This window comes from Paraburkholderia sp. BL25I1N1 (genome assembly GCF_003002025.1).
Taxonomy (GTDB): domain Bacteria; phylum Pseudomonadota; class Gammaproteobacteria; order Burkholderiales; family Burkholderiaceae; genus Paraburkholderia.
This window is the reverse complement of record NZ_PVZB01000026.1, coordinates 17,934-39,967: the sequence shown is the minus strand read 5'-3', so window position 1 is coordinate 39,967 and position 22,034 is coordinate 17,934. Positions and strand designations below refer to the sequence as shown.

The window sequence follows — 22,034 nt, the reverse complement described above, 5'->3', positions numbered from 1 at the left end:
AAACACTTTTGGATGCCGCTTTGCCATACGTGGGTCATAATCAGGATGCGTTGCGGCGCCCCGCCACGCGCTCCGTCAGTGCCTGGAAAGCCTTGCTGGCAACGGTTTGGCGGCGAGCTGCCGGGAGCGCCTGGTGTGCGCGGCTGCGGCGCACACTCATCCCGCCCTTGTCATATCAAACGCGAGATAACGGTTTTCTTCATACATTCTATTTCTCGACAGTAATTTGTTTTTCAAATTTACTATAGCGATCCATTCCGCTACCATCACGCTTAATCCGTTAAGCGGCCAGCTGCGATTTCCGCTGGCAATAATCATTCCGTCATAACGGCGGCTAACGGCGATCGGGGTCCACAATGTACGACAGTTTGGGGAAATATCATGCCGCACATGCACCTTGATACTGCGAGGATCACCTGGTTACATACGCCGACGCTGAACGTGCGTAGTGCGACGCGGCGCATCGGCGTGTTGCTGTTCGACGGCTTCTGGCTGCTCGGCCCAGGCACGGTGGTGGAGATGTTCCAGACGGCGAACGAACTCTCAGGTTCGCGCGCCGGTGAAGAGCAGCCTTACGAAGTGCAATTCCTTTCCATGGACGGCGGCAGCGTCGCCAGTTCTTCTTCCGCGCGCATCTGGACGGACCGTATCGACGCGCGCTTCGCCAGCGGTTTCGACGTGCTGTTCATCGCAGGCGGCTACGGCGCGCATGTGGCCGCGCGCGACGAGCGGGTGCTCGGCTGGCTGCGCGCGGTGCAATCGCGCACGCGTGCGATCGAAACGATCGGCGAAGGACGGCTCGTGCTGGAAGCGGCCGGCCCGACGGATAGCGACGGACCGCAGGTGAACCGCTATCTCAGCAGTGTCACGGGCGAGTCCGCGCTCAACGCGTCCAATGACCGTAACGACTGTGCCCGCAGCGCGCTCATGTTTATCAAACGCGATCTCGGTGCGGAGCTCGCCCGCAGCGTCGCGGACCGCGTGATGCCCGGCATGGCTGCCACCTGGGTGCCGCTACCGGCGGAGGGCGGCACGCTCAGCGTGGCCGAGAAGATCCGCGCGGCGGCGCGCTGGATGGAGGCCAATTGCGACCGTCCGGTTTCGGTGGCCGACGCCGCGCAGGTCGCGGCGATGAGCGAGCGCAATTTCCTGCGGCGTTTCAAGCATGAAATGCAGGTCACGCCGTCGGACTATCTGCTGCAGGTTCGCCTGCGCATTGCCTGCAATTTCCTCACCGAGACAGAATTGCCTGTCGACAAGATCGCGCGGCGCAGCGGTACGGGCAACGGCGATCGTCTCGCGAAGATTTTCCGCAAGCGCATGGCGCTATCTCCAACCGAATATCGCGCGCGCAGCCGCGTGGCGAGCGAGGCGTAACATCATGCAGGCGCCCGAGCCGGCGGCGGGGCGCCTTACGACACGTGGACGCGTTCTCCGTCGTGGCGGCAGCGTTTTCGCCGGTCAGGCTTCTTACGAGCACAGCGGCAATGGGCAACAAGGTGATCGCAACGACATTGCCGGAGGTGAAACTCATCGAGCCCGAGGTGTTTTGCGACGAGTTCGGCTTCTGCTTCGAGAGCTTTAGCGCGGACGAGTTTACCGACGACGTCTCGCAAGCTTTTCAATGGGTGCAGGACCGGCATTCGCGCGCGGTGCGTGGCGTGTTGCGGGGCTTGCACTACCAGGTGCAACGCCCTCAGGGCCGGCTCATGCGGGTCGTGGTGGGCGAAGTGTTCGCCGTCGCTGTCGACGTGCGGCTCAATTCGCCGAATTTCGGCAAGTGGTGCGGGGAGTATCTGAGCGCGTCCAATTACCGGCAAATCTGGGTGCCGCCCGGCTTCGCGCACGGTTTCGTGGTGCTGTCCAATACCGCCGAGTGTTTGTGGAAGACCACGGAATACTGGTTTCCCGAACTGGAGCGCTGCATTCTGTGGCGCGATCCCGACATCGGCATCGAGTGGCCGATCGATTTCGAGCCGACCCTTGGCGCGAAGGATGCTGCGGGCCGGCGTCTTTACGAAGCGGAAAACATCGCCTGAGCCAGGCGCACGGTCTTGCGCGCGCCGAGGTGCGCGCGCCGTGCCGCGGATTTTCAGCGCGCCACCATCACGGCGCCGACGCTTGCGGTCACCACCAGCAGCGTGCCCATGATCTGCAGAATCCCCATCGGCTGATGCAGTACGACGAAGCCGGCCAATGCGCCGATCGCCGGCTCGACGCTCATCAGGATGCCGAATGAAGCGGCCGGCATGTGCCGCAACGCCACCATTTCCAGCGCGTACGGCAGCAGCGGGACCAGCAGCGCGAGGCCCGCTGTCGCCATGACCTGGGCCGCTGCCACGTGCAGACCGCTTTGCGCCAATCCGAATGGCGTGGCCACGAGCGCCGCAGCGATCAGCGACACGGACAGTCCTTCGAGTCCCGCGAACAGGGTGCCGGTCTTCTTCATCAACACGATATAGCTGCCCCAGCCGAGCGCCGCGCCGCAAGCGAGCAGCACGCCGAGCGGTTCGCCGATCCAGCCCGCGCGATCGCGCGAGAGCAGGATCACGCCGACGATTGCAAGCGCGGGCCAGAGCAGTGCGCGCGCGCGACGCACGGCGAAGGTCGCGACGGCGAGCGGCCCAAGAAAGTCGATCGCGACAGCGAGCCCTAACGGAATGCGCTGAAGCGCCGCGAAAAAGCACAGCGTCATGCCTGCCATCGCGGCGCCGAGCACGCCGGCGGCGGTCCAATGCGCGCGCGAGTAACTCAGCAAGCGCGGACGCACCAGCAAGGCGAGCACCAATGCGGCCCAGCACAGGCGCAGCCAGGTGGTGCTGAGCGAACCGTACGTCGCCATCGTCGGCGCGGAAAGTGCGGCGCCGAACTGCACGCACGACATCGACAGCACGCACAGCAGGGCCGCGCCGGCCGCGCTGCGGGATGGTTTCACGCTAGTTTGCGCGGGATTCAATGCGGATTGGAGAGTGGTGTCCTGCATGGTTGTCGGCGAGTTGGCGTTCGTTCGGGGTTCGTCACTGCTATCTTATCGGTGCTCGCGGTATTAAGATAAGTTGATATTTCTTATGCCGACTTCAAGAACCTTTATGACCCGAGATCTCGACAGCAGCCTGCTGCGCGCCTTTGTCACCGTGGCGGAGACGGGCGCGGTGGGCGTGGCGGCGACGCGCCTCGCGCGCACCCAGGCCGCGGTGAGCATGCAACTGCGCCGGCTCGAAGACGAACTCGGGCAGCGCTTGCTCGACCGCTCGCCGCGTGGCGTGCAACTCACCGAAGCGGGACATCTGCTGTTGCCCTATGCCCACACGATACTCGGCGCGGGCGCCGACGCGCGCCGCGCGTTGAGCGCGGGGCAGGTGTCCGGCACCGTGCGGCTCGGCATGCTGGAGGACATTGCGGTCGGCCGATTGCCGCGGGCGTTGCGGCGCTTTTCGATTGCTTATCCGCAAGTGGCGTTGGAGATCGTCGTCGACAGCAGTGCGGCGCTGTCGAACCGGCTCGCGGATGGCAGCCTCGATGTAGTGGTCGGCGATCCGGCGCTGGTCGACGCGGCGCCGCATCTCACGTGGAAGCAGCCGCTCTTCTGGGTCGGCGCGCGCGGCTTCAATCGCGACGCGCAGGCGGCGTTGCCGGTGGTGGCGTTCGGCGACGCGTGCCTGTGGCAACAGCAGGTATTGACGGCGTTGCGGCGCGCGGGGATCGCGTGGCGCATCGTGTGCACGAGCACGAGTCTGCCGGCCGTGCAATCCGCGGTTGAAGCGGGGCTCGGTGTGTCCGTGCTGCTCGACGGCAACATTCGCTCGGAGTCCATGCGCGTACTCGGCCAGGCCGATGGTTTGCCCGACGCGCCCACCGCGGACTTCGGTCTCTTCATGCGCGAGGTTTCCGGCGCGCAGGCGGCCGCCGTGCAAACCTTGCAAACGTTCCTCTGCGAGGAATTGCATCTCGGTCTGCGCGAAGGCGAACCGCAGCTTGCGCCGGCTTTTGGCTAATACGTCCGCAGCGGCTCTCATGTGAGTTTTTACGACATTTTTTCTTGAGACGCACCCACGCGAAATCTACACTTCGGGCATCTTGATACCGCGAGGTGCTCAACGTGAAGCGACGTGCAGCGAAGCAACAATCCGTTCGTATCGACTACGTGTATCACGGTGTGGGCCGCGTCGAATTGCGCCGCTTCGATCCGGCGCGCGATTCGTTCGTCGCATTGACGGCGCTGTTGCATCGGGCCTTCACACCGCTCGGCGCGATCGGCCTCAATTGCACGTGCGTGGATCAGACCGTCGAGACGACACGCCTGCGCGCAACGCGCGGCGATTGCTATGTGGCGGTGTGCGACGGGCGCATCGTCGGCACGATGACCCTCTACGCGACAGATCGTGGATCGGCGTGCGAGCTATACCGGCGCGACGGTATCGCGAGCGTGCGCCAGTTCGCGGTCGAGCCCGCGTGGCAGGCGCGCGGTATCGGTACGTTGCTGATTGCCTTCGCCGATCATTGGGCCGCGACGCGCGGTTATGCGGAGCTTGCACTCGATACGCCGCAACCGGCCGCGCATCTGATTGCGTTTTATCGTGGGCAGGGGTTTCGCATCGCCGATTTCGTACGCTTCGATGGCAAGAATTACGACAGTGCGATCTTGAGCAAGCCGTCGGTGGCGACGCGTACGCTCGCTAACTGGTCGCATCGGTTGAGTGCGCGTACGCCGATTGCGCGCGCGGCGTGAAGACAAGGAAGGTCCAACGAAGCGATAAAGAAAACGAAGAAGTGGTGCAGTGCAATGCGTGGGTGAAAACGTCTGGATGCAGGGCTAGCCTGAAGTGAGAACCCCGGCGCGGTCAGCAACAATTGCAATACGGTACGGCAAGTATTGCAACGGAGTGCCGGTTTGCGCGCCGGGGCAAGTGTGATTCAACCTAGACAGTCGACGCGTTCATCAGCGTCGCATCACGCCCATCAGCAAGGTAACGAGGAAGATCACCACGAAGATGAAGAACAGGACCTTGGCGATTTCAGTCGCGCCTGCGGCAATGCCGCCAAAGCCGAATACCGCGGCGATGATCGCGATGATGAAGAAGATTGCAGCGTATCGAAGCATGGGGCCTCCCACCGATGGATTGCTGGATTAAATGGAAAACGGCGACTCGTTGTGGGCACTGCGTGCTTTGACGGGTTATTTGCCGGCGAGCGGAATAGAGCAATAGGTGTGCCCAGACCGAACGCAGCGGAGGGGAGGCCGTGCGCATGGTGGCGGCAGCGTCGCGTTTCTGCCCGGTCGCGTGATGCACGGCGTCAAGACCGATCTGTCGCGGCGGCCGAGATAACCCGATCAGGTGGAAAGCGATCCGCTATACCGCGAGTACGTTTCGCGGTTGTCGAAAGGGAGGGTGTGTTCTGGTCACGATCGCGATCACGACGCGGCGGCTGCGTCGTTCACGAACTGCCGCGGCCGGCCACGCCGGCCGCTGCAAACGTCATGTCGACTTCGATATAAGTCAGCTCATCAACGCGCGGCGGCGCCCGTGACTTCATCGTTCCAGTAGGGCGGTAGTGCCTTATACGGATTGCCGCCGGAGAGCGACGTGACATATACGCCGCCCGCGCCATGAGTCTTCGCGTATTGCACAACACCCGGCAACTGGGCAGCGGTCGCGCCGTACACCATGTGCACGAAGCGGCTCTTCGGATAGGCGGCCTGCCAGCTCATCGGCTGATATTTCGCGTAACTCTTCGCGGTACTTTCGAATACGACGAACTGGTCTGCCGTCGGCAAGCTCGCGTAAAGCTCGGGAATGTTGGTGCCCGGATTGGCCGTCACGGCGTAGGTGGCGTTCAAGCCTTTGATGTAGTTGTAGATCGACTGATAGAACTGGATGTGCGACATCTGGCTGTCGGACGTCATCTCGTCGATGAAGAAGCCGTCCACCTTATACATCGCCACGTAGGCGTTGATGTCGGTCACGACCGCGGAAAGCGAGCGCTTGCCGTACGAGGTGGAGATATAGCCCAGCACCTTGCCGCCGGCGGCGCGAAGCTTGGCGGCGGCCGCCGCGTAGTTGGGATCTTCCTTGGCGCCAGGGCCGCTGTTGGGATTCAGGATGGCCGTGGTCGGCACCTTGCGCGCCGAGGTCACGAGACTGTTCCAGTTCGCGACGCTGCTGGTGGCATTGAAGTAGGAAGGTACGACGAGACTGGTGGTTGTCGTGGTCGTCGTGGTGGCCGCGAAGGCGGTGCCGCTAAGGCATCCCACAACTAGCAGGCCCGCGATCAGTCCGGCCCGTTTCAGACTTCTACCTGGGCGGCCCACAAGACGGATTGCTTCCGCCGATTCCGAAGCCACAAACGCAACTGCACCCATTCCCCGATTGTCCAGCATGTAGCCTCCTGACGCGGTGTGGTCACCGCTGTCGATTGGCCCGCCGTGGATACGGCGGGCAACTGGCAAACTCCCGCGAGGGAGTCCCTGTAGTTTTGCGTCGCCGGATCGCTCCGGGTTTGCCCAAACTGCGCTTACGGCATCCCCTGAATTTTCTTTAGGGGGCCGATTTATTTATTCGCAGCATTCGAATCGAATGCCCGTGAAGGATATCGGAAAATTAATTTCTGTCTATGCTTTTCGGTACTTATTGCTGGGTGCGGTGTCGACCCGAGGTAGTGAGCAGTCGAATGCGCGTGTTAGACGGGCCTTAAAAAGATTTGGGCGATTTGAAAAGTACCGCGGCGCAGGTTTGTAATTTAATGATCGGAAGAATTACCGCCGATGCGCCTGATCGAACCCTCTGCGGCGATTTTCCAACACGTTGCCGATTCGCTTGACGAATTAAATTCAGGCAGCGCCGTCATTACTATCCGGCTCGCAGAGGCGCGCAATCGTTTGCCTTTGAATTCAAGCGGATGCATTTGCCTTTATTTAACTGTCTGGATTCACGCAATGGCATAAGCGAGCTTGAGACACCCCATGTCATGTGATATCTTCCACCGCCTTACCAGTAAACAAACAAAAAGTCGGTATCGCATCCGCCGCAACGCTACTTTTGCGCGATGTAAATAATGCCGACGGGCCGGCTAGAAAATCCGCAAGCGGAAACTTTCTCCCCATAGGGAGAACGCCGCTCGCGTTCAGACTGAACGGGGAAAAGATTTTGGCGATGAAGAAGCGGACCCGGGCATGCGCCGGCGGGGACTCTTGCGGGGTTGTCGAACGTGCGGGCGAGAGATTTCTTACGCGAACCTTGATTGCGGTAGTGCTTGGCGCGGCCGGTATTGCACCGCTCGCGGCACACGCGGTGACTCAAGCAGCGACGCAGGCTGAAGCCGCACCGTTGCAGTCCGCTGCGTCGGCGGCTCACTCCGCCGCGTCTCAACCCAACCTCGCTTTCTTCTATGCAGCCAATCCGCCTGCCGGCGAATTGCAAGCATTCGACGCCGTCGTGGTCGACCCCGCCACGGGTTTCGAACCGGCGGCTCATCCGCTGGCGCACACCATATGGATCGCGCGCACTAGCGGCGCCGAGTCCGCCGGTTCAGCCGAGGCGTTCCTCTCCAGTCAGATCGAGCCGTTGTGGCAGCGCGGCTATCGTGGCTTCCTGCTCGACACGCCCGTGGCTGTGGCCGCAGCCGGCCGCATTCATCAAGCTCATCCGGACGCGCGCCTCGTAGCGGCTGGCGCCGACGTCATGCGCAATGCGCTGCCGGTGGCGAAGTCGCTTTACGCGGTAGTCGGCGATTCGCTGGTGCGCGGTATCAACGACAGCGGCCAGCTTCTGGAAATCCCCGAAGCGTTGCGCGCACAACGCATTGCGGATGCACACGCGTTCACGCAACAAAGCGGTGTGCCGGTGGTGTCCGTCGAATATTGCGCGCGCAACGACCGCGAATGCGCCCGCGAGACCGCCGCGCGCGTCGTGTCGGCCGGCATGCTGCCTTACGTGACGAGCACGGCACGCGACGTGGTCGGCATCGGCAAGATCGAGGTCCTGCCGCGCAAGATTCTCGTCGTGCAGGACCGCGATACCAAAGATCCGCTCGACCTGAGCGCCGGCGTGCGCGATCTGGCCACGCCGCTCAACTATATGGGTTACGACGTCGAGTACGCCGACTTCTCGTCGCGTCTGCCCGACGCCATTACGCCGGACCGTTACGCCGGTGTCGTCGCGTGGATCCAGCGCGGCGCGGTGCCGGATCCCGAGGCATGGCAGCGCTGGGTCGCGGCTCGCATGGCGGATCACGTGCCTGTCGCCTTCCTCGGCGCGTTCGGCTTCGACGCGGCCGGTTCGGCAGGCGCGGCGCTCGATCTGCAAGCCGTGGGCGGCACGCTGGCCGCGCCGGTCACGGTGGTCAGGAGCGACCCGATGGTCGGCTTCGAAATCAGCCCGAAGCCCGAGCCGCGCGATCTGCAAGGCGTGCGCGTGGGCTCGCGCAGCCAGTCGTTGCTGCGTGTTTCGGCCAACGGCGTGCTGGTCGATCAGGTCGCGCTCACACCGTGGGGTGGCTACGCACTCAGTCCGTACACGGTGGCTTCGCTCGACAGCATCGAGCAGGAACGCTGGGCGATCCAGCCTATGGCGTTCATGAAAGCGGCACTGCATTTGCAGGACATGCCGTCGCCGAGCGTCACGACTGAAAACGGCCGGCGTCTGCTCATGTCCCATGTGGACGGCGACGGTTTCGCCTCGCGCGCCGAATTCCCCGGCCCCGACTATTCCGGCGAAGCGCTATACCAGCAGATCTTCACCCGCTATCAGGTGCCGATGACGCTCTCGGTGATCGAAGGCGAAGTGGGTCCCAAAGGGCTGCATCCGGATATCTCGCCGCGTCTCGAAGAGATCGCACGCAAGATGTTCGCGCTGCCGAACGTCGAGATCGGCACGCACACGTACTCGCATCCGTTCCAGTGGGAGCAGGTGGACAGCAAGACCGGCGCACAGGTGGATCGCGGAGGCGGCGACGCGGCGTTCTCGCTGAACATTCCGGGGTATCACTTCAATATCGACCGCGAGATCACCGGTTCGATCGACTACATCAACACGCGCCTGGCGCCGCCCGGAAAGAAGACCGTGCTGTTGCAATGGTCGGGCGACTGCCGTCCGCCGGGTTTCGTCGTGCGCAAGGTGTACGAAGCCGGGGTCTACAACTTCAACGGCGGCGACACGGTCATCACCCGATCAGCCAATAGCTGGACCAATATCGCGCCGATCGGCGTGGACAAGGGGCCGGGCGCTTATCAGGTGTATGCGCCGAATCAGGACGAGAACGTTTATACGAACGACTGGCAGGGGCCGTTCTATGGCTTCACGCGCGTGCTCGAAACTTTTTCGATGACCGACAAGCCGCTGCGCTTCAAGCCGATCGACATCTACTACCACATGTATAGCGGCACCAAAGTGGCCTCGCTGCGCGCGCTCGACCAGATTTTTTCGACGGTGCTCAAGCAGCCGGTCATGCCGGTCTACGTGAGCGAGTACATCCGCAAGGTGCTCGACTGGCACACGTTCGCGGTGGCGAAAGAAGTGGGTGCGCAAGCCGGCGAGTGGCTCGTGCGCGGTAATGGCGAGGTGCGCGAATTGCACTGGCCGCAAGCAACGAAACCGGTGCTGGCCGACGCATCGGGCGTGACCGGTTTTGCAACGGGCCCCGACGGCACCTATGTCCATATCGACGGCGGCAGCGCCCGCTTTGCGATCGGCGCTGTCGCGAACGCGGCGCCGTATATCGGCGAAGCCAACGGCTTCGTGCGCAATTTCCAGCGCACGGCACAGGGCATGCGTTTCGAGTTCGCCGGTCACTACCAGCCATTCGTCAAGCTGGCCAACGCGCAGCAGTGCAAGGTCAGCGTCGACAGGCAGGCTGTCGCCACGCGTCGTGAAGGCGAACTCCTGCGTTTCGATACGCGGGCTGACATCGGACCCAAGTTGAACTATCAGTCGATCGAGGTCGCTTGTGGTCGATAATCGCCCTCGCATCGCGCCCACTTGGCTCGTCCTGCTGCTCGCGGGCGTCGTGTTGATCACGCTCTATCTCGTGCATCCGCGCGGCGGTCTGCGCAGCCGGATGACGTCGACCGACGCGCCGAGCGATCTGAGCATCGCGTATCTGGAAGCATGGCTGCGCGTGCAGCCTGGCAACCCGGAAATCCTCTCGGTGCTCGGCACGCAGTACGTGCGTCTGGGTCGCAACGAGGAGGCGCGCCGTATCGCTGCCCGCATGGAGGCGATTCCGGACGATCACCTGCGCCGCGCGGCGCAGTTGCTGCGCCTGACCGTCGACACGCGCGAGACGTTCGCGCTGCCCGCCAACGATCCGGGCCGCGAGGCCGCGCTCGGCCGTTTGCGCACGCAGCTCACGAATGCGGCTGCGCTGACGTGGTCGAATGCCGATCTGCAGATGCTGGCTGAAGCAGCCGCTTCGGTGAATGCGCAACAGCTTGCCGGGCAGCTCTACGCTCGCCTCGCTGCGCAGGATCCGGCGCAGCAAACGCGCTGGAACCGCGAAGTCGTGCGCTTTGCCATGTATGGCGGCGACTATCGCGGCGCGGCGAACGGCTGGTTCCGTTTGCAAGCCAGCGCGGCGACGTTCGATGCGAGACGTCAGTGCTTTATCGAAGGCATCAAGGCCTTGCAGTCGGGCAGTCTGCTCGATGACGCGCTTGCTGCCGCCGATCAACACGGTGCCGAATTCAGGCACGATCACGACACGCTCGTGGTGCTGCTGAATCTGGCGCGCGCGGCGCATCGTCCGGATCTCGTGGACCGTTACGCGAAGGCGCTGGCCGGCTACGCGCAGGCTCAGCCTGAAGAGGACGGCGCGCTGCGGCTCGTCGACTTTATCCGCGAGCGTGCAAGTGAAGAGGGCACGCAGGGGCAGTACGCCTATATGGATGGTCCGCAAGTTCGGGCCGGTTTTGCCATGCGCGCGAGTACCCATGGTTCGCGCGCGGTGCATGCTGTGCGCGTCGCGGCGTCCATCGCCGCGTCGGCGTCGGCGAAACCCGCTGCTGCGGCGCCCGCCGCAACGGCATCAGGCGCCGCGGCTGCGCCGGCTGCCGCGTCGAACTCCGCCGCTTCCAACGACGTGCCGGGCCTCCTCTATCAGTCGTTCCTCGAATCGAGCGATCTGCCCAACGCTCAGCGCGTGGCGGCGGAGCAGGTCAGCAAGAACCCAGGTTCGCCGGTCTGGACCAGGCGCCTCGCTCAGGTCGCCGAATGGAATCACGCGTCGCCGCTCGCCTTGCAGATGTGGCTCGCTTACGCTCAAGCCACGCACGACCCCGAAGGCTGGAAAAACGTGATGCGCCTCGCGCCGATGCTCAACGACGACAACGCCTATCTGGCCGCGTTGATCCAGGCATCGAATGCTTCGCCCGGCGACCTGAAGCTGCTCGACTCCGTAGTCGCAGCTTACGAACGCCTCGGCCGTCCTGACGACGCGCTGGCATTCCTGCGCGGCCGTCAACGCAATTCGCCGGCTGAAGCGATCGACGCGCGTCTGGGTCAGCTCGCCGAGCGCTCGGGTCACGACGACGAAGCGCTGGCTTACTACCGCAAGCTGAACCAGCTTTATCCGTCGAACACGCAATACGCGCTGCGCACGGCGAGCCTTCTGTATCGTCACGGCGACTACAAGGGCGCGCTCGACACGCTGCTCGCCGCGCGCCGCGGCGCCAAGGACGACGACGTGCTGTTCTGGCGCAACGCCGCGCAGCTCGCGCGCCTGCTGCAGCGTGACGACATCGCGAACGACGCCTACAGGCATTTGCTGGCAAGCGGCCAGGCGGCGCCTGAGGATCTGAGCGCGATGACGTACTTCTACGACGCCTATCCGGTCGACGCGGCGCGTACGTCCGAGCTGCAGTTCCGTCGCGATCACTCGCAGCGCGCGTTGCAGAGCGCGATTCACTATTACACCGATGCCGGGCAATACGACCGCGTCGATGCTTTGCTAAAGAGCCTGACGCCCGAACAATTGGCGGCTGGCGAAGCCGACCCGGCATTCCTGCGCGTGCGGGCCGAATACTATCGCGAGATCGATCGTCCGTTCGACGCGCTGCACGATTTGCAGCACGCTGTGTCGCTGCCCGGCGCGACGCTCGACTTGCGCGCCGCACTGCTCTGGACGCTGGTGGACTACGGCAGCGAAGCGCAATTGCGCGAGGCAGTCGCCGAATGGCGCGATGCGCCCGCGCAGGCGCCCGTTTTGTGGGGGCCGCTCGCCGCCGCGCAGATGCGTTTGAACCGGCCGCAAGCGGCGCTCAAGTATCTGCGCCTGCAGTCGGCGTCGATGTCGCGCGATCCGTTGTGGCAACTCGCCTACGCCGAAGCGCAGGAAATGGCAGGGCGCAGCGATCTCGCCTGGTCGATCCGCCGCAACGTCTGGCGTCAGATGCAGCAGGAGGAGGCCGAGGTTCGCGCCAACAGTGCGCAAGGTCAGATCGTGCTGCGCACGCGCGCCTCGCAGGGCGGCGAAGTGCGTGAGCAGATGCTCGGCCGCCGCGTCACGCTCGCGTCGATCTTCGAAAACGCGGACGTGTCGAAGGCTTTCCTGATCGATCTGCTCGCGAGCGACGCGGGCCGCAACGACAACACCGAAGCCCGCCGCACATTGCTCGGCGACGCGGCCGGCCTGCCGCCCGCGCAGCCCGTGAAGACGCAAGCGGCGGCGAAGTCGCCGGATCAGGCGCAATTGACTTCGTCGGTGGCGCGCGACGTGGCGCTCGCCTGGGCGATGTCGCATGAAGCGAGTCCGCTGGCGAAGCGCTGGCTGGCTCGCCAGTACGCCGACGTGCTGATGCAGCCTTCGGAACAGTTGATCGCGATCGCACTCGCTGAAAACGACAAGCCCGCGATGGAGCGTCTGCTCGACCAGCAAGGCGCACGCTTGCCGCTCTACAACCGTATCGATGCTTCGATCGCGGTGGATCGTCCGGGCGCGGCGGAAAACCTCGCGTTTCAGGGCCTGGAAGGCGCGCCCTACGATTCGGAGTTGCACAGCCGCCTGCAGCAAACCGCGCTGACCTGGCCACAATCGCTCGACGCGACCGTGACGAGCTTCGTCGAACATCCGCTCGACTATGTCGAGCAGACGTTGGCGGGCAGCATCAAGGTCGCCGACCTCTACATGGTCGGCGTGAACGGTGTCCAACGCTTTCAGCACTCGACGGATGAGTCGCAACTGACCAACGTGCCGTCGGTGGATCGTTCGGTGGAGTTTCACGCGCGCCGTCAAACGTACGACACCGCCTTCATGGTGACCGCCGGCCGCCGCGAAGCGCTCGACAGTTTTTATAGCGTGTCGGTGGGCGCGGTGTGGGGCAGGAACTCGCCGCTGTCGATCGCGCTGAAAGCGGGCCGCAATCAGACGGCACGTGAATCGCAGGCACTACTGGTCGGCGGCATGAAGGACAACGTGGTCGGCACGATCACGTATCGCGTGACGCAGAGTCTGTATGCGACGGGCACGGTCGAAGCCGATCGTTTCTATAGCCAGGCGCGCAACTACCTCGGCAGCGGCGTGCTCTCGACGGGTGAGATCGGTTATCGGATCCGCACGAACTATCCGGACTTTACGGTACGTCTGATCGGCACGCATGGCGACTACGGTGCGAGCGGCTCCGCCGACGGTCTGATTTCGCGGCTGATTCCGGCGAGCGCCGGGCCGGTCGATGCATCGACCTTCGTCCCGCAGACGTACTCGCAATACGGGGCGTTCTTCGGTTTCGGCAACGATCTGATCGACCAGTACACGCGCGCATGGCGGCCGTTTCTCGACGTCGGCGTGCTGCACGACTCGTTCCAGGGTTGGGGGCCGTCGATCAGTCTGGGCCTCGCGGGCACCGTGTTCGGCGGCGATCACGCGGCACTCTTTTTCTCGCATCAGCGCGTCTCGCGTCTCGGCACGCCGGTGACCCAGATCGGCGCGCGCTATAGCTGGTTTTATTGAACCGGATTTCGCATAGTTATCCCAAGGAGAAGTCTTCATGTACGGCATTAAACGATTGGCTCGTACGAGCGCCTGGTGTGTCGCGGCAGCCGCGCTGGCCCTGATGGTGAGCGCCTGCGGCGCGGTACGCCAGACCTCGGGCCCCGCGCTCGCACGCGGCGACAAGGTGGCGGTGGTGTCGATCGCCAACTACACTGAAACGCCGGATGCCGGTCACAGCGCCGAGTCGATCGCGGCCAACACGCTGCGCGCGGGCGGGATCGCCGATGTGCGCATCGCGCCGGCCGATTCGAACCGCAACTCGCTGTTCGACACCACGCAGCGCGCCGACAGCGACAAGGCCCTCGAATGGGCGCGTTCGCAGAACGCCCGCTATGTGCTGTCGGGCGCGGTCGAAGAATGGCGCTACAAAACAGGCGTGGACGGCGAGCCGGTGGTCGGCGTCACGTTCGAACTGATCGACGTGTCGAACGGCGCCGTGGTGTGGAGCGCGACGGGCGCGCGTACGGGCTGGAGCCGTTCGGGTCTGTCGAGCGTGGCGACCTCGCTGATCGCCAAGGTTCTGTCGCCGTTGCAAGCGCGTCAGTAAAAGCATCGATAAGCATATCCCCAAGGTTGCCTGTTTGCGCCCGAAGTGCGGGCCGCCAGCCGCAATCCGACATGTGAAAAGGAAATGGCCGTGAATACCGCAGCCGTGGAAAACAACCCAGGCGCCTCGAAGCCGCGCCATGCGCATCCGTTCGGCAATCTCGGACGCGTGCGCCGCTTTCTGGCGCCCGCGGTGGCGCGGCCGTTCGCGATCGTGGAGACCGTCGTGCTCGTGCTGGCCGTATTGGCCGTGGCCCGCTGGCTTCATCCTGAAGACCCGCTGTTGCTGCACAATGGTTTTCCGTGGCTGTGGCTGGCGCCGCTGCTCGTGGCCTTGCGCTACGGCAGCCTGCTCGGCCTGCTGAGCGGAGCGTTGATGCTCGGCGCATGGGCGCTCTTTTATCCGCACGGCGGCCCGTTCCCCACGCTGTATTTCGCGGGCGGTTTGATCCAGACGATTCTCGCGGGGCACTTCGGCGATACGTGGGGCAGCCGCGCCGAGCGCGCGTCCTCGCTGAACGATTACCTGAACGACCGTCTCGTCGCGTTGACCAACAGTCACTATCTGATGCGGCTCTCGCACGAGCGGCTCGAAAAGGATTTGCTGTCGCGTCCGACCACGTTGCGCGATTCGATTACCGAGCTGCGCCGTCTGTCGGTCGCTACCGATACGGCACTCGCCGTGCCGGCCGCGGGCAAGGAAAACGATCCGCCGGGCGGCAATCCGCTCAGCGGCGCGAGCGGTCTGCTCGAATTTGTCGCGCAAGCCTGCCAGATCGAAGTCGCGGCGTTGTATCCGGTGCATCACGGCAAGCTCGGCGCGCAGGCCATCGCGCGGATCGGCGACCCGTTCGAACTCGCCGTGCACGACGAACTCGTCACGCATGCGTTGAACACGCTGAGCGTCGCGCATCTGAAGAACGAAGACACGGTAGTGCCGGTCAGCCAGTACCTGGTGTGCGCGCCGCTCGTATCGGCGGACGGTGAACTGCGCGCGCTGCTCGTCGTCAAGCGCATGCCGTTCCTGTCGCTTAACTTCGACAACCTGCAATTGCTGCTGGTGTTGCTCGGCTATTACGCGGACGGCGTCGAGCATTCCGCATTTGTACAGCGCATTCTCGACCGCGTGCCGAACTGCCCGTATGAATTCGCACTCGACCTGAGCCGCCTCACGCGTCTTCAGCAGAAGGCGGGCGTGGCGTCGTCGCTCGTCGCGCTTGCGTTTCCGCGCGATGAAGAGGGCGACTCGCTGTTCGAGCACGTCATGCGCCGCCGCCGTTCACTCGACGTGATGTGGCCGGTGCAGACCGCGAAGCAGTCGGTGCTGGTGAATCTGATGCCGGCCACCGACACGACCGGCATCGACGGTTATCTCGCGCGGATCGAAGCCAGCCTGACGGCCCAGTTCAACACCGACCTGGAACGCGCACGCGTCGGCGTTCATACGCTCCACCTCGAAGGCGACGAGCCGGGCGCGGCGCTGATGCGCCTTCTCAAACGAAGCGGCCTCGATGTCTAAGACCCTTTCTCTCATCGTCGGCGCGCTCGCGGCCGTGGTGGCCGTGATCGTGCAATATCTGGCGATCGCGAGCCTGCTGCAACCGGCCGGCGCGCTCGATCCGCTGCTGCGCTTTTTCGCGTTGCAAGCGTCGGCGGGACTCGCGGAGGCGGTCGCGTTCCGCTCGTGGCTGCCGTCGAATTACCGCGAGCCGCGCGGCGTTACGTTGCTGTTCCTGTGGCTCGCCTGCACTGTCGTGCCGCTGTTCGGCGGCCTCGTGGTGCTGATCAGTTGCGTGTGGGCGGCGCTCTTTCCGGGCAGCAAGGAAAGCGATCAACTCGCCGATGTGCCGCGCCCGGAATTCGTCACTTACCTGGTGTCGCGCGTGTCGCACGGCGGCGGCGCGCGTCTGCAGGCGCGCCTCGCCAACACGCAGGTGTCGCCCACCGACCGGCTGTCCGCGCTGGTGGCGATCCAGAACATGCCGACTCGCACCACGGGCACGTTGCTGCGCGAGTTGCTTGCCGATCCGCTCGAAGACATTCGCCTGATCGCTTACGGCACGCTGGATCACGCCGAAAACGAGATCATGCAGAAGATCTTCCGCACCAGCAAAGCGCTCGAAGCGGCCGATAACGACGCCGAGCGCCGCGCGCTCAACCGCCTGCTCGCCGAGTTGTACTTCGAACTCGTGTATCAGAACCTGGTGCAAGGCGCGGTTTACCGCCATACGTTGCAACAGGCCGACCGCTACGCGCAAGCGGCGCTCGAAACCGATCCGGGCGATGCCGCGCTGTGGCTGATTCGCGGCCGTCTCGCGCTGGCGAACGGCTTGCCCAATGCCGCGCATGAATATATTGGCCAGGCGCTCGCACTCGGTTTCCCGCGCGAACGGCTGGTGCCGTGGCTTGCGGAAGCCGACTTCCTGCGCGGCGACTACGCTCGCGTCAAGCAGCTTCTCGCATCGCTGGGCAATGCGGCCGCGTTGCCCACACTCAAACCGGTTGTGAAGTACTGGTCATGATGAAAGAACTCCCGATCCGCCGTGCCGCCGATGCCGATGTCTGCCTGCTGCTCGAAGGCACGTTCCCGTTCGTGCGTGGCGGCGTGTCGAGCTGGGTCAATGAAATGATCCGCTCCTACCCGGAGACCCGCTTCGCGATTGTGTTCATCGGCAGCCGGGAACAGGACTACAACGGCGCCGCGTATGCGCTGCCGGACAACGTGGTGCATATCGAAACGCACTTCCTGTACGAGCAGGTCGTGGCGGATTTTCAGCCGCGCGCCGTCGCCGGCGACACCGCGGCGTTCGCGCGCTCGCAGAGACTGCACGACGCCTTGCGCGATCCGCGCGGCGGGCTGGATGTCGGCGCTCTGATGGCGAGCATGATTCCGATGCTCGGGGCGAATGGCGCGCTGAACGAAGAGCAGTTCCTGTCGAGCCGCGCGGCCTGGGACACGATCGTCGATCAATATCAGAAGTACTGTACCGATCCGTCGTTCACCGATTACTTCTGGACCGTGCGCATCATGCACAAGCCGCTGTGGCAGCTCGCGCGCGTCGCGGAGAAGCTGTTGCCGGCGAAGGTCTATCACACGGTATCGACGGGATACGGCGGCTTTCTCGGCGCATTGATGCATTACCGCACGGGCCGTCCGCTGCTGATCTCCGAGCACGGCATTTACACGAAAGAGCGCAAGATCGACCTGCTGCAGAGCCAGTGGATTCGCGACAACCGCGGCGTGTTCGAACGCGATATTTCTCGCGTCAGCTATTTCCGCGAACTGTGGGTGCGTTTCTTCGAAGCGATCGGCAAGCTCGCGTACGACGCCGCTGACGATATCGTCGCGCTGTACGAAGCGAACCGCCAGCGCCAGATCACGGACGGTGCGCGCGCCGAGCGCACGCAATGCATTCCGAACGGCATCGACGTCGACGCGCTCGCGCCGCTGATAGCCGAACGCAAGCCGCGCTCGCACCGCGTGGTCGCGTTGATCGGCCGCGTGGTGCCGATCAAGGACATCAAGACTTTCATTCGCGCGATCTTCATTGCGTCGCGCGCCATGCCGGATCTCGAAGGCTGGATCATCGGGCCGGAAGAGGAGGATCCCGCTTACGCGCTCGAATGCCGCGCGCTCGTGGAGAGTCTCGGCTTGAGCCGCAATGTGAAATTCCTCGGCTTCCAGCGCATCGACGACATGATGCCGCAGATCGACGTGATCGCACTGACCTCGATCAGCGAGGCGCTGCCGTTGGTGGTGCTGGAAGGTTTCGCGGCCGGCGTGCCGGCCATCACGACGGACGTGGGCTCGTGCCGTCAACTGATCGAAGGCGCGGACGAGGAAGATCGCGCGCTCGGCTCGGCGGGCATGGTGGTTCAACTCGCCGATCCGGCGGCGTTCGCGCAAGCCGTGCTGGCGCTGCTCGCCGACGAAACCCGCTGGCAGGCCGCGCAACAGGCCGGCCTCGCGCGCGTGCGACGCTATTACACCAGGAAGCAGATGATCGACAGCTATCGCACGCTGTATGAGCGTCTCGCCGCCATGCCGGATCGCGAGCGCAACTATACGGCCGCCGATGCGGCGCGCTGCCCGATGCATCACGGCACCCAATCAAAGGCGGAGCCGCACCCGAGTTCGGCGCAGCCCGTTCAATCGCAGGAGACACGCTGATGGCGGGTATCGGCTTCGAATTACGCAAGATCATGCGCCGCGACACGCTGGTGGGCGTGGCGCGCGCTTACGCCTACGCGGGCCTGATCAGTTCGGGACCGTTGATCCTGTCGATCTTCGGCATCCTTATCATCGGGCTGATTAGTCTGACCTCGGTGATTCCGAGTTTCGCGATCGTGCAGTTTCAGGTGTCGGTCACATATCTGATCGCGCTCAGCCTGATTCTGACCGGGCCGCTGCAACTGTCGTTCACGCGCTTCATCTCCGACCGGCTGTTCGAAAAGCGCGACGACCTCGTGCTGTCGAACTATAACGGCGTGGTGCTGGTGTCGTCGGTACTGGCGAGCGTGGTTGCGCTGGTCGCGATGCTGGTGGGCTTTCGCGAGGAGCCGCTGATCTACCGTTTGCTGATGATTACGGGCTTCGTGGTGGTCAGCAATATCTGGATCGCCGTGATCTTTCTGTCGAGCGTGAAGCAGTACCGGCAGATATTGATGGTGTTCGCAGTCGGCTATGCATGCGTGGTGTGCCTCGCGCTCGCGTTGAACGGCTATGGACTGGTCGGCCTGCTCGGCGGCTTCGTGGCGGGGCACATCGTGCTGCTCGCCGGTCTGTCGGGTCTGATTTACCGCAACTACCGCAGCGAGCGTTTCGTTTCGTTCGAAATGTTCGAGCGGCGCTTCGCCTATCCGAGCCTCGCGCTGGTCGGTCTGCTATTCAATATCGGCGTGTGGCTCGACAAGTTCATGTTCTGGTACGCGCCGGGCACGGGCGCGCACGTGATCGGACCGCTGAACGCGTCGGTGATTTACGACATTCCCATTTTTATCGCCTATGTGTGCGTGATGCCTGGCATGGCGACGTTCCTCGTACGCATCGAGGCGGATTTCGTCGAGTACTACGATGCCTTCTACGACGCCGTGCGCAGTGGCGCGACGCTGCGCCATATCAACGAAATGCGCGACATGATGGTGGGCAGCGTGCGGGCCGGCCTGTATGAAATTATCAAGGTGCAGGCGGTCGTGCTGCTGCTGATCATCGCCTTCGGTGAGCGCGTGCTCGGCTCGCTCGGCATTTCGCCGCTGTATATGCCGCTGCTTGTCGTCGACGTGGTGTCGGCGAGTCTGCAGGTGTTGCTGCTCGGTCTGCTCAACGTGTTCTTCTATCTCGACGGACGGCGTATGGTGCTGCGGCTCACGGGCGCATTCGTCGTGCTGAACGGACTCTTCACCGGTATCACGCTCAGGCTCGGGCCGGATTTCTACGGCTATGGATTTGCGCTGGCGTTGCTGGTCGTGGTGGTGGCAGCCGTGAAGGTGCTGGACCGCAAATTCATGTCATTGGAATACGAAACGTATATGTTGCGGGGTTGAAGGGCCATATATCGTTTCCGTGGCCGATCGACGGCATGACTGCGGAACAGGTCTTCTTGCCGTCGACGGCGTTGCCTGAATAACATGACAGGGGAACCGGATTTGTCCGAGCACGATCACGACCGACGTTTCAGCCTGCGTGCGCTGCTGCGTCATGTCAGCCGGTTCGCGCGCATGGCCGCGCTCGGCGCGCTGGCTTCGGTGGCGCACGCGCAGAGCGCGGCGCACGCGCCAGCGGGTCCGTCGGTAGCGCTGTACTACGGCACGAATCCGCCCGTCGAGGAACTGGCCGCATTCGATATCGTGGTGGTCGACCCCGACGCGCACTTCGATCCGCGCGCTCACGCGAGCGCGCATCCGGCGTGGTTCGCATATGTGAGCGTCGGCGAAGTGAACCCGCATCGCGCGTATTACCACGCCATGCCGCGGCAGTGGCTGCCGGGCGTCAACGAGGCATGGGCCTCCCATGTGATCGATCAGACGGCCGCGCAATGGCCGGCGTTTTTCGTCGATAAGGTGATCGCGCCGTTATGGAAAAAAGGCTATCGCGGCTTCTTCCTCGACACGCTCGACTCCTACCACCTGATCGCCAAAACCGATGCCACGCGCGCCGCGCAGGAAGCGGGGCTGGTGCGGGTCATCCGCGCGATCAAGAAGCGTTATCCCGACGCGAAGCTGATTTTCAACCGCGGCTTCGAGATCTTGCCGCAGGTCCATGATCTTGCCTGCATGGTGGCGTTCGAATCGCTGTACCGCGGTTGGGATGCCGGCAAGCAGCGTTACACGGAAGTGCCGCAAGCCGATCGCGACTGGCTGCTGATGCAGGCGGCAACGATCCGCGATCAATACCGGCTGCCGGTGCTGTCCATCGACTATTGCCCGCCCGCCGACGGCGCATGCGCAGCCGCCACCGCCGCACGGATTACGGAGGCCGGCTTCGTGCCTTACGTTACCGATGGCGGACTCGCGACCGTCGGCGTGGGTGCGGCCGGAACCGGCAACGCACGGCCGTGACAAGCGGATTGAATCAAGACGGCTTCTCTGCCTGCCACAGCCCACTCACAGTTTGCTAGTCGCTCGCAATCCAGTCGGCGGCTAGGTTCTCATCCTCAGTACGCATGGGCGTCATGCCCGGAGCGCAAACTGCTCTGCGACGATCGTTGGATTGCGCAAAAACCTGTATGGATGTACAGTATCCTGCATGGAATCTCGTCGCGCTGCTGCAACGGCGGCGGCGCGTGCGGCGGAGCATAGGGAGAGAACATGTTTCGATTTTTGGGCTTGGGCATCATGCTGTGCGTGGCGGCTTCAACGGCAATGGCCGGCGAGCACTATGTCGAGGTCTGGAACCCACCGGAAGCGCGAGTTGGCAAGCCGCATTGCGCAGTCGTTGCCCGTCGGCCTGTCGCGAGTCGGCACATCGTTCCCCACGCAATGAAAGCTCGCACGCGCACCGCGCCGGCGCCGGTTGGGAGACTCGTCGCGAAATCGGATCGGCGGGAAAGCGTGCCTGCACACGCACCGGACATGTCCGAGATTCCGCGGCAGATCACGCCCGAGGGTAATGTGCTGCGAGTCAGCTCTGGAGGTGTCACGCCTGAGGTGACACGTTAATGGAGTCCCAGACTTATCACGGCTACACCGTCTGGGGTCACGCCATCTTGCAGCAGGAGGACATTTTGCAGCCCGAGCGGTACGGCGCTAGCGGGACCATCACGCTCGCCGGCAAGCTGGTCGAAGCGTCGGGCATTCTCGCCTACTTCGATACCGAAGACGAAGCGCAACGCGCGGGTCTCGAATGGGCGCGTGCGTGGATCGACAGTCACGGGTAAGCAGCGCCGAATCCGATGCGCAGACTTCTGACTCGTTGAGCGCAACCACTGGCCGTGGTAAGGCGTTCATCGCACGCATGTGGAAAGCGTTTTTCGTAATCTCGAATGTTCAACGCGCGCCGCGGCTGCGTT

At 63.7% G+C, this 22,034-nt stretch carries 17 protein-coding genes and 1 riboswitch; of the genes, 14 read left to right on the top strand and 3 right to left on the bottom strand.

The window, feature by feature from the left end; all coding sequences use genetic code 11:
- The first annotated feature begins 381 nt into the window (after positions 1 to 381).
- Together B0G73_RS31100 and rfbC are read left to right on the top strand one after the other, a co-directional pair.
- Positions 382 to 1,377: a GlxA family transcriptional regulator gene (locus B0G73_RS31100; protein WP_106284985.1), complete on the top strand. Its 996-nt coding sequence runs from the start codon at positions 382 to 384 to the stop codon at positions 1,375 to 1,377.
- Positions 1,378 to 1,487: 110 nt separating this feature from the next.
- On the top strand, positions 1,488 to 2,039 hold the full coding sequence (gene rfbC / locus B0G73_RS31095; protein WP_106284984.1) for a dTDP-4-dehydrorhamnose 3,5-epimerase: 552 nt from the start codon (positions 1,488 to 1,490) through the stop codon (positions 2,037 to 2,039).
- Positions 2,040 to 2,092: 53 nt separating this feature from the next.
- Here rfbC and B0G73_RS31090 read toward each other — a convergent pair whose 3' ends face one another.
- On the bottom strand, positions 2,093 to 2,983 hold the full coding sequence (locus tag B0G73_RS31090) for a DMT family transporter (RefSeq protein WP_106284983.1): 891 nt from the start codon (positions 2,981 to 2,983) through the stop codon (positions 2,093 to 2,095).
- Positions 2,984 to 3,089: 106 nt separating this feature from the next.
- On the opposite strand from B0G73_RS31090, the gene B0G73_RS31085 reads away from it, so the two are divergent.
- Positions 3,090 to 3,995, top strand: coding sequence for a LysR substrate-binding domain-containing protein (locus B0G73_RS31085; protein ID WP_106284982.1), 906 nt, complete (start codon positions 3,090 to 3,092; stop codon positions 3,993 to 3,995).
- Between the two features lie 104 nt (positions 3,996 to 4,099).
- Entirely contained in the window at positions 4,100 to 4,729 is a 630-nt protein-coding gene (locus tag B0G73_RS31080; protein WP_106285046.1) for a GNAT family N-acetyltransferase, read from the top strand.
- Between the two features lie 210 nt (positions 4,730 to 4,939).
- On the opposite strand, the gene B0G73_RS31075 is transcribed toward B0G73_RS31080, so the two are convergent.
- Together B0G73_RS31075 and B0G73_RS31070 are read right to left on the bottom strand one after the other, a co-directional pair.
- Positions 4,940 to 5,101, bottom strand: coding sequence for a DUF1328 domain-containing protein (locus B0G73_RS31075; protein ID WP_007182451.1), 162 nt, complete (start codon positions 5,099 to 5,101; stop codon positions 4,940 to 4,942).
- 405 nt (positions 5,102 to 5,506) lie between these two features.
- On the bottom strand, positions 5,507 to 6,379 hold the full coding sequence (locus B0G73_RS31070; protein WP_106284981.1) for a spherulation-specific family 4 protein: 873 nt from the start codon (positions 6,377 to 6,379) through the stop codon (positions 5,507 to 5,509).
- 54 nt (positions 6,380 to 6,433) lie between these two features.
- A riboswitch (cyclic di-GMP riboswitch) is annotated at positions 6,434 to 6,513 on the bottom strand.
- A 638-nt stretch (positions 6,514 to 7,151) separates the two neighbouring features.
- Here B0G73_RS31070 and B0G73_RS31065 point away from each other — a divergent pair.
- From B0G73_RS31065 to B0G73_RS31020, 10 genes are all read left to right on the top strand, one after another.
- Positions 7,152 to 9,953, top strand: a complete 2,802-nt coding sequence (locus B0G73_RS31065; RefSeq protein ID WP_106284980.1) for a sugar ABC transporter — start codon at positions 7,152 to 7,154, stop codon at positions 9,951 to 9,953.
- Entirely contained in the window at positions 9,943 to 13,938 is a 3,996-nt protein-coding gene (locus B0G73_RS31060) for a tetratricopeptide repeat protein (protein WP_106284979.1), read from the top strand. Before B0G73_RS31065 ends, B0G73_RS31060 begins: the two co-directional genes overlap by 11 nt.
- A gap of 37 nt (positions 13,939 to 13,975) precedes the next feature.
- Complete coding sequence (locus B0G73_RS31055) at positions 13,976 to 14,527, top strand: penicillin-binding protein activator LpoB (RefSeq protein ID WP_106284978.1); 552 nt, start codon at positions 13,976 to 13,978, stop codon at positions 14,525 to 14,527.
- A 90-nt stretch (positions 14,528 to 14,617) separates the two neighbouring features.
- Entirely contained in the window at positions 14,618 to 16,045 is a 1,428-nt protein-coding gene (locus B0G73_RS31050; RefSeq protein WP_106285045.1) for a PelD GGDEF domain-containing protein, read from the top strand.
- Positions 16,038 to 17,048 carry a hypothetical protein gene (locus tag B0G73_RS31045; protein WP_106284977.1) on the top strand — a complete coding sequence of 337 codons (1,011 nt, stop codon included), beginning with the start codon at positions 16,038 to 16,040 and terminating at the stop codon, positions 17,046 to 17,048. The genes B0G73_RS31050 and B0G73_RS31045 overlap by 8 nt, the downstream gene beginning before the upstream one ends.
- A complete protein-coding gene (pelF, locus tag B0G73_RS31040) occupies positions 17,045 to 18,697 on the top strand; it encodes a GT4 family glycosyltransferase PelF (protein WP_106284976.1) in 1,653 nt (550 codons plus the stop codon). The genes B0G73_RS31045 and pelF overlap by 4 nt, the downstream gene beginning before the upstream one ends.
- Positions 18,697 to 20,070 (top strand): exopolysaccharide Pel transporter PelG, encoded by a 1,374-nt coding sequence (pelG, locus tag B0G73_RS31035; RefSeq protein ID WP_106284975.1) that lies wholly within the window; start codon positions 18,697 to 18,699, stop codon positions 20,068 to 20,070. Before pelF ends, pelG begins: the two co-directional genes overlap by 1 nt.
- Before the next feature lie 84 nt (positions 20,071 to 20,154).
- On the top strand, positions 20,155 to 21,084 hold the full coding sequence (locus B0G73_RS31030) for an endo alpha-1,4 polygalactosaminidase (protein WP_106284974.1): 930 nt from the start codon (positions 20,155 to 20,157) through the stop codon (positions 21,082 to 21,084).
- A gap of 249 nt (positions 21,085 to 21,333) precedes the next feature.
- Complete coding sequence (locus B0G73_RS31025; RefSeq protein ID WP_106284973.1) at positions 21,334 to 21,684, top strand: hypothetical protein; 351 nt, start codon at positions 21,334 to 21,336, stop codon at positions 21,682 to 21,684.
- Positions 21,684 to 21,902 carry a hypothetical protein gene (locus B0G73_RS31020; RefSeq protein WP_106284972.1) on the top strand — a complete coding sequence of 73 codons (219 nt, stop codon included), beginning with the start codon at positions 21,684 to 21,686 and terminating at the stop codon, positions 21,900 to 21,902. Before B0G73_RS31025 ends, B0G73_RS31020 begins: the two co-directional genes overlap by 1 nt.
- Positions 21,903 to 22,034 lie beyond the last annotated feature (132 nt).